Origin of the sequence: Streptomyces spirodelae (assembly GCF_017676385.1) — a bacterium.
In the GTDB taxonomy this organism is placed as follows: Bacteria; Actinomycetota; Actinomycetes; order Streptomycetales; family Streptomycetaceae; genus Streptomyces; species Streptomyces spirodelae.
In genome coordinates this window covers 41849-49892 of the sequence record NZ_JAFFZN010000042.1, presented here as the reverse complement: position 1 = coordinate 49892, position 8044 = coordinate 41849, and the positions used below count along the sequence as shown (strand labels likewise).

The following is an 8044-nucleotide window of genomic DNA, read 5'->3' as shown; positions in this document are numbered from 1 at the left end:
GCGACGGCCTCAGCCCGAGCGTCCGGTCACATGCTCAGACCGTCTCGGGCAGCTCTTCCAGGCCCTCGGAGACCAGCTTCGCGAGCCGGTCGAGGGCCTCCTCGGCCCCCTCAGCCTCGGAGGCGAGGACGATCTCCTCGCCTCCCTCCGCGCCCAGGCCGAGCACACCGAGCATGGAGGCCGCGTTGACGGGGTTGCCCTCGCCCTTCCGGACGGTGACCGGGACCCCGGCAGCCGAGGCGGCACGGACGAAGATGGAGGCGGGGCGGGCGTGCAGCCCCTCGGCCCAGCCGACGGTGACGCGGCGCTCAACCATGGTGTTGCCCTTCGATCGTTATGGTTGTCTAGACCAGTCTTGCACGGTCGCCGAGGTGCTCCAGGAACCGGCGGACGCGGTCGCGGACGCGGGTGCGGAAGCTGCGGCGTTCTTCCCGCGACGATACGACGCACTGGCGCATCCCTGAGCAGGCGCCCTCCCCGAGCCGTACGCTGGGCCCCATGCCGAGCCCCGAGGAGCGCGCCTACCCGGCCCACTGGGAAGCCGACATCGTGCTGCGTGACGGCGGTACGGCCCGGGTCCGGCCGATCACTCCCGACGACGCGGAGCGGCTGGTCAGCTTCTACGAGCAGGTGTCCGACGAGTCGAAGTACTACCGGTTCTTCGCGCCCTATCCCAGGCTGTCCGACCGCGATGTGCGCCGCTTCACCCACCACGACTACGTCGACCGTGTCGGCCTCGCGGCGACCATCGGCGGCGAGTTCATCGCGACGGTCCGCTACGACCGTATCGACGAGTTCGGCCGCCCGGCCGGTGAGCCCGCCGACGAGGCCGAGGTGGCCTTCCTGGTCCGCGACGACCAGCAGGGCAGGGGAGTGGCCTCCGCGCTCCTGGAGCACATCGGTGCGGTCGCCAGGGAGCGCGGCATCCGCCGCTTCGCGGCCGAGGTGCTGCCCGCCAACACAAAGATGATCAAGGTGTTCACGGACGCCGGGTACTCCCAGAAGCGCAGCTTCGAGGACGGTTCGGTCCACCTCACCCTGGACCTGGAGCCCACCGAGCGTTCGCTGGCCGTCATGCGGGCCCGTGAGCAGCGTGCCGAGGCGCGGTCCGTCGCCCGGCTGCTGGCTCCCGGTTCCGTCGCCGTCGTGGGGGTCAGCCGTACCCCCGGCGGTGCGGGGCGTGCGGTCCTGGGGAGCCTGCTCACCGGCGGCTTCCCCGGACGGCTGTACGCGGTCAACCACGCGCTGGACCTCGGGGCGACGTCGGCCATGCCGGCCGGGGTGCCGGGCCACCGTTCGGTGAGGGAGATCCCCGAGCACGTCGACCTGGCCGTGCTCGCCGTCCCCGCCGACCAGCTGCACACCGTCGTCGGCGACTGCGGTGAGGCGGCCGTGCAGGGGCTGGCCGTCCTCTCCGAAGGAGTCGGCCGGGACGAGCAGCGCGAGCTGGTACGGCTCGCCCGCTCCTACGGGATGCGGCTGATCGGCCCCGGGGCCCTTGGACTGATCAACACGGCGGACGACGTACGGCTCAACGCGACCCCCTCGCTGCGGATGCCGGCGCGCGGCAGGATCGGCGTCTTCACCCAGTCCGGTGCCATCGGCATCGCCCTGCTCGACGGGCTCGACCGGCGCGGCGTCGGGCCCTCCTCCTTCGTCTCGGCGGGCAACCGCGCCGACGTCTCCGGCAACGATCTGCTCCAGCACTGGGACGAGGACGCGGCGACCGACGTCGTACTCATGTACTTGGAGTCCATCGGCAACCCCCGCAAGTTCACCCGGCTCGCCCGGCGCACCGCGGCACGCAAGCCGGTCGTCGTCGTCAAGGGAGCCCGGCAGCGCGGCAGCGCACCCCCGCCGGGCCACGCGGCCCCGGCGTCCCGCACCCCCGACGCCACCGTCTACGCGCTGCTGCGCCAGGCGGGCGTCCTGATGGTCGACACCTTCACCGAGTTGCTGGACACCGGCGTCCTCCTCGCCGAGCAGCCGCCGCCCGCTGGCCCGCACGTCGGCATCCTCGGCAACACCGACGCGATGAGCCTGCTGACGTTCGACGCCTGCCTCACCGACGGGCTGCGCCCGCGCCCCGTCGTGGCGCTGCCCACCTCGGCCGCTCCTGACGACTTCGGCCGGGCACTGCGCGAGGCGCTCATCGACGCGGCCACCGACGCCGTGCTGGTCACCGTCATCCCCACCGTCCCCACACAGCTGCCGGGCACGACCGACGCGAGCGACGCGACGGACCTGAGCGGCGCGCCCGGCACGACGACCGACGTGGCCACGCCCCAGAGCCTGCCCGACGGCCATGTCGAGGCCCTCGCCGACGCGCTGCGGGAAGCCGTCGAGGCCGTCGCCGCCACCGAGGGCGCCCCGCGCAAGCCGGTCGCGGTGGTGCACCTGGCGATGGAGGGGCTGCAGAAGGCGCTGTCCAGGCGCGGCCTGCCCTCCTATCCGACGCCCGAGCGGGCCTCTCGCGCCCTGTCGGAGGCCGTGCGCTACTCCCGGTGGCGAGCGGAAGCCGGTGACCCCGGCAAGGTGCCCGACCTGGACGTCGACGAGTCGGCGGCCGCTGACCTGCTGGCCCGCTGCACGCCCCTGGCCCCGGGCCGCGGCCGTGCCCTCACCGACGAGGAGACGGCACGCCTGCTGCGCTGCTACGGCATCGCCGTCCAGCCCACACTCGCGGCGCCCGACGCCGACGCGGCCGTGGCGGCGGCCCGCACCCTGGGGTTCCCCGTTGCGCTCAAGACGACGGCCCCCCACCTGCGGCACCGCGCCGATCTGGGCGGGGTGCGGCTGGACATCGCGGGGGAGGCGGGGTTGCGCCGCGCCTACGGGGAGCTGACCGAGGCGCTCGGCGCTCCCGAGGAACTGCGCCCGGTGGTGCAGTCCATGGCGCCGCGCGGGGTGGGCACCGTGGTACGGGGGACCCTCGACCCGGCCATCGGCGCGGTCCTCTCCTTCGGGCTGGCGGGGGCACCCTCCGAACTGCTGGGCGACACCGCGCACCGTCTGGTGCCCGTCACCGACAAGGAGGCCGCCGGGCTGGTCCGCGCCATCCGTTCGGCGCCGCTGCTGTTCGGCTGGCGCGGGGCCGAGCCCTCGGACACCGCCGCGCTGGAGGAGGTGCTGCTGCGGGTCTCGCTGCTGATGGACGATCACCCGCAGGTGGTCGCCGTCGAGCTCGACCCGGTGGTGGTGGCGCCCCGAGGAGTGACGGTACTGGACGCGGCTGTCCGTGTCGCCGACCCCGGAACCCGTCCCGACCTGGGCGCCCGTAGGCTCCCGGCGTACTGAGGGCGCGGCGGCGGCGTACGCGGTGGCGTACAGGGGGGAGCGGGCCGGGGCTGCGTCGCCGTACGGCCCTTAGGATGGCTGTCATGGCGAAGACCGGTACGACGACGCAGGGGCTGCGTGAGGCGATCGAGCGCAGCGGCTACTACCCGGCCCTCGTAGCCGAGGCTGTCGAGGCGGCGGTGGGTGGGGAGCCCGTGGCCTCGTACCTCGTGCATCAGGAGACGACGTTCGACTCCAACGAGGTCCGCCGCCACGTCACGGTCCTGGTGCTCACCCGCACCCGCTTCCTCGTCAGCCACACCGACGAGCAAGCGGCCGACGGCACCTCGCCCTCCCCTTACGCCACTACCTCGACCGAGTCCGTGAAGCTGGAGCGGATCTCCTCCGTCGTGCTCTCCCGGGTGGTGGCCAACCCCGAGTCCTACACCCCCGGCACCCTGCCCCGCGAGGTCGTCCTCACCATCGGCTGGGGCGCCGTCTCCCGCCTCGACATGGAGCCCGCCACCTGCGGCGACCCCAACTGCGAGGCCGACCACGGCTATACGGGCTCCGCCACGGCGGACGACCTCTCGCTGCGGGTCAGCGAGGCTGGCGACGGCCCGGACACCGTCCGCCAGACCCTCGCCTTCGCGCAGGCGCTCTCCGAGGCCACCGCCGGCGCCACCCGGGTCGGACCCCCGCAGTGACCTTCGAGCACACCCCGCACCCGCTCCCCACGGCCCCGCACACCCCGCACGGCAGCGCTGTGCCGGGCACCCCGCTCGACCCCCGGACCGCGCCCGTCCCGCGCTACGGCTCCGGCTCGCTGGCTGATCTGCTGCCCTCCCTCGCCGCCGGGCTGGGTGTCCCCGGTATGACGGCCGGACTGCCGCTGGAGGCCGCCGACCGCGTCTGTGTCTTCCTGGTGGACGGCATGGGCTGGGAAGCCCTCAAGGCGCACCCCGGGGAAGCGCCGTTCCTCACCTCGCTGCTCCCCAGCTCCACCGCCGGCACCGGGGAGCCGATCACCTCGGGCTTCCCCTCCACCACGGCCACCTCGCTGGCCTCCGTCGGCACCGGTCGCGTCCCCGGCGCGCACGGACTGCCCGGCTACACCGCTCTGGACCCGGCCACCGGCCGGCTGATGAACCAGCTCCGCTGGCAGCCCTGGACCGAACCGCATGTGTGGCAGCCGTACCCCACCGTCTTCCAGCAGGCAGAGGCCGCGGGAGTGGCCGCCTGCCAGGTGACGGCCCCGCACTTCGAGCACACCCCGCTCACCAAGATCGCACTGTCCGGCGGGACCTTCCTGGGCCGGCTCTCGGCCGAGGACCGCATGGACCTGGCCGCCGAGCGCCTCGCCGTCTCGGGCCGCACCCTGGTCTACACGTACTACGCGGAGCTGGACGGCAACGGCCACCGCTACGGCATGGACTCGGACGCCTGGCGCGGCCAGCTGATGTACGTCGACCGGCTCGCGCAGCGGCTGGCCGAGCAGCTGCCGCCACGCTCAGCGCTCTACATCACTGCCGACCACGGCATGGTCGACATCCCCGGCACCCCCGAGGCCAGGATCGACTTCGACGAGGACTGGGAGCTGAGCGCCGGCGTCGCCCACCTGGGCGGCGAGGGCCGGATGCGGCACGTCTACGCCGTCGCCGGTGCCGCCGGTGATGTGCACACCGTCTGGCGCGAGGTGCTGGCCGAGCAGGCGTGGGTGGCCACTCGCGAAGAGGCCATCGAACTGGGCTGGTTCGGGCCCGGCGTCGAGCCGAGGGTACGCGGCAGGATCGGCGATGTGGTCGCTGCGATGCACGACGACGTCGCGGTGGTCGCGACCCGGCGGGAGCCCAAGGAGTCCGAGCTGATCGGTATGCACGGCTCCGCGACCGCCGCTGAGCAACTGGTCCCGCTGCTGGAGGTCCGCAGCTGACCGACAACCCCTCCGACCCACCCCGCGCACGCCTGCCCCGCGTAGTGCGGGCGCCCGCCCGAGCCCGCGGGGCACCCCCGAGGAACCGCACGAGAAAGGCCCGAACCGCCCATGCCAGAGCTGGTGTTCTTCTCCGGGACGATGGACTGCGGAAAGAGCACGCTCGCGCTCCAGATCGAGCACAACCGCTCGGCGCGCGGCCTCCAGGGCATGATCTTCACCCGCAACGACCGCGCGGGCACCGGCAGGCTCTCCTCCCGGCTCGGCCTGGTCGCCGAGGCCGTCGAAGTGGCCGAGGACCTCGATTTCCAGCACCACCTGGTCCGCCATCTGACCGCCGGAGGGCGCACGGACTACGTGATCGTGGACGAGGCGCAGTTCCTGGCGCCCGAGCAGGTCGAGCAGCTCGCCCGCGTCGTCGACGACCTGGGCATCGACGTCTACGCGTTCGGCATCGCCACCGACTTCCGCACCCGCCTCTTCCCCGGCTCCCAGCGGCTGATGGAGCTGGCCGACCGGCTGGAGACGCTCCAGGTGGAGGCGCTGTGCTGGTGCGGAGCGCGCGCCACGCACAACGCGCGGACGGTCGGCGGCCGGATGGTGGTCGAGGGAGCCCAGGTGGTGGTGGGCGACGTGGGCGAACCCAGCGGTGAGGTCGGCTACGAGGTGCTGTGCCGGCGCCACCACCGCAGGCGGCTCACGGCGGCCTCGGCGGGCGCGGGAGCGCTCTCGCCGGACGTCCTGCCGGTCGACGAGCCCACCTCCGCACCGAAGGTGCCGCCGGGGCGCGGGCTCAGCGATCCGCTGCGACGGGCCGGATCACACTGAAGTGCGCACCCTCCGGGTCGGCGAGCGTCGCCAGGCGTCCGTACGGTGAGTCGTCGGGCCCGCGCACCACATGGCCGCCCAGCCCCTCGGCCCGGTCCGCCATCCCGTCCGGGTCCTCCACCGCGAAGTACGTACGCCAGTGCGGCCCACGGTCGCGCGGCAACGCGTCACCCACACCGTGGATACCGGCCACCGGCGCACCGTCCGTGCACAGGGTCAGATAGTCGAAGCCCGGCGCCTCGATGCTCTCCACCTCGTAACCGAACACCGCTTGGTAGAACTTGACCACCGAACCCGTCTCCCGGGTGACGAGTTCGAACCAGACCGGAGCGCCCAACGTGCCCCGCGGCGCCGTCCCCAGGCCCGGAACGTGCATGTCCTGCCACAGCCCGAACGGGGCACCGTGCGGATCAGAGACGATGGCCATCCGCCCGGCGGACTCCGCGTCCAGCGGGCCCACCGCGACCGTGCCACCGTAGGAACGGACCGCTGACGCCGTCTCGTCGGCGTCCGCCGTGGCCAGATACGGCAGCCACGCGACCGGCAGCTGTCTGCCGTCCGCCTTCTTCCCCAGCCCCGCCACCTCGTGCCCACCCGCGACCGCCCGCACATAAGGGCCCAACTGCTGGGGCCCGGCCCGGAACTCCCAGCCGAACAGGGACTGGTAGAACTCCGTGCCGGCCTCCAGCCCGTGCACCATCAGGCTCGCCCACGCGGGCGCGCCAGGCGTGTGCCGTAGCCGAGTCGCTGCCTCGGTCATCTGCTTCGCTCCTTGACCATCATCGATGCGGTCGTGCGGGTGGAAGTGCTCCGGCGTCCTTGCCGGTGCTCCGTGACTACTCGCCAGTGCAGATGCTGTCACCACCTGTCGTGCCGCGCTCCCCGGCCGCGCCGCTTTTCGCCGCTTCCGGGCGAATATCCCCGATCCGTGTGCCGTCGCCGGGCCCCCGGCCCGGCGAGCGGGCGACTGCGCGAAGATGGCGCCATGACAGCCATCATCTCCGTACCGGCACTCGCGAGCGACCTCGCGGGCTCGGCGGCACCCGTGCTGCTCGACGTCCGCTACAAGCCCGGTGACCCCCCGGGCCTGCCTGCGTACCAGAAGGGCCACCTGCCCGGAGCCGTCTATGTCGACCTGGAGAGTGAACTGGCCGGCCGGCCGGAACAGGGAACCGGCCGCCACCCGCTGCCCCCGCTGGAGGTCTTCGGCGACGCCATGCGCCGCGCGGGCGTCACCACCGGCCGCCCCGTGGTCGTCTACGACGCCGGTGGCCTCGGCGGCGGCTGGGCGGCGGCCCGCTGCTGGTGGTTGCTGCGCTGGGCCGGCCACCCGGAGGTCCGGGTCCTGGACGGCGGCCTGGAGGCATGGCAGAGCTACCGCGACCCCGAGACGGGGGAAGCGCTGCCGATCAGCACCGAGACGCCCGAGCTGGGGGCACCTCCCGGCCGAAGGCTGGGGGATCCCGGCGACTTCACCCCCTCGCCGGGCCGTATGCCCACCCTGGACGCGGACGAGGCCGCGGCTCTGGCCCGGCGCGGCGTGCTGCTGGACGCGCGCGCCGCGGAGCGCTACCGCGGGGAGGTCGAGCCGATCGACCCCGTCGCCGGACACATCCCCGGGGCCGTCTCCGCACCCACCACGGAGAACCTCACCGACGCCGGTACGTTCCGCTCGGCGACAGCCCTCGCCGAGCGGTTCGAGGCCCTGGGCGCCGGTTCCGGCACGGAGGTGGGGGTCTACTGCGGCTCCGGCGTCTCAGCGGCGCAGGAGGTCCTGGCGCTCCACCTGGCCGGCATCGAAGCGGCCCTCTACGTCGGCTCCTGGAGCGAGTGGGTGGCGGACAGCCGCCGTCCGGTGGCCACGGGCCCCGAACGGGGCTGAGAAGTTCCAACCCGCCAGGGGAGCATGAGGGGGCGCTGCACCGCCAAAGGCGCAGCGCCCCCTCGTACACGTCCGCTCGTACACGTCCGCAGCAACTCGGGGCGATGGCCTCAGCCCCGCCGCCC

The 8044-nt window shown here is 73.5% G+C and carries 7 protein-coding genes; 5 read left to right on the top strand and 2 right to left on the bottom strand.

Going from position 1 to position 8044, the window contains the following annotated elements; genetic code table 11:
• Window positions 1-34: 34 nt before the first annotated feature.
• Complete coding sequence (locus tag JW592_RS30825) at window positions 35-316, bottom strand: HPr family phosphocarrier protein (RefSeq protein WP_209268563.1); 282 nt, start codon at window positions 314-316, stop codon at window positions 35-37.
• Window positions 317-498: 182 nt separating this feature from the next.
• Between JW592_RS30825 and JW592_RS30820 the strand changes: the two genes are divergently transcribed.
• The 4 genes from JW592_RS30820 to JW592_RS30805 all read left to right on the top strand — a co-directional run bounded on the left by JW592_RS30820 (window position 499) and on the right by JW592_RS30805 (window position 6037).
• A complete protein-coding gene (locus JW592_RS30820; protein WP_209268562.1) occupies window positions 499-3297 on the top strand; it encodes a bifunctional acetate--CoA ligase family protein/GNAT family N-acetyltransferase in 2799 nt (932 codons plus the stop codon).
• Between the two features lie 83 nt (window positions 3298-3380).
• Window positions 3381-3983, top strand: a complete 603-nt coding sequence (locus JW592_RS30815) for a DUF5998 family protein (RefSeq protein WP_099884820.1) — start codon at window positions 3381-3383, stop codon at window positions 3981-3983.
• The gene (locus tag JW592_RS30810) at window positions 3980-5209 is read left to right on the top strand and encodes an alkaline phosphatase family protein (protein WP_372446609.1); all 1230 of its coding nucleotides are present in this window, start codon (window positions 3980-3982) and stop codon (window positions 5207-5209) included. The genes JW592_RS30815 and JW592_RS30810 overlap by 4 nt, the downstream gene beginning before the upstream one ends.
• Window positions 5210-5320: 111 nt before the next feature.
• Entirely contained in the window at window positions 5321-6037 is a 717-nt protein-coding gene (locus JW592_RS30805) for a thymidine kinase (RefSeq protein WP_209268561.1), read from the top strand.
• Here the strand turns inward: JW592_RS30805 and JW592_RS30800 are convergent.
• Window positions 6003-6797 carry a VOC family protein gene (locus JW592_RS30800; protein ID WP_209268560.1) on the bottom strand — a complete coding sequence of 265 codons (795 nt, stop codon included), beginning with the start codon at window positions 6795-6797 and terminating at the stop codon, window positions 6003-6005. The genes JW592_RS30805 and JW592_RS30800 overlap by 35 nt on opposite strands.
• Before the next feature lie 225 nt (window positions 6798-7022).
• Between JW592_RS30800 and JW592_RS30795 the strand changes: the two genes are divergently transcribed.
• On the top strand, window positions 7023-7919 hold the full coding sequence (locus JW592_RS30795) for a sulfurtransferase (protein ID WP_209268559.1): 897 nt from the start codon (window positions 7023-7025) through the stop codon (window positions 7917-7919).
• The last annotated feature ends 125 nt before the right edge of the window (window positions 7920-8044 follow it).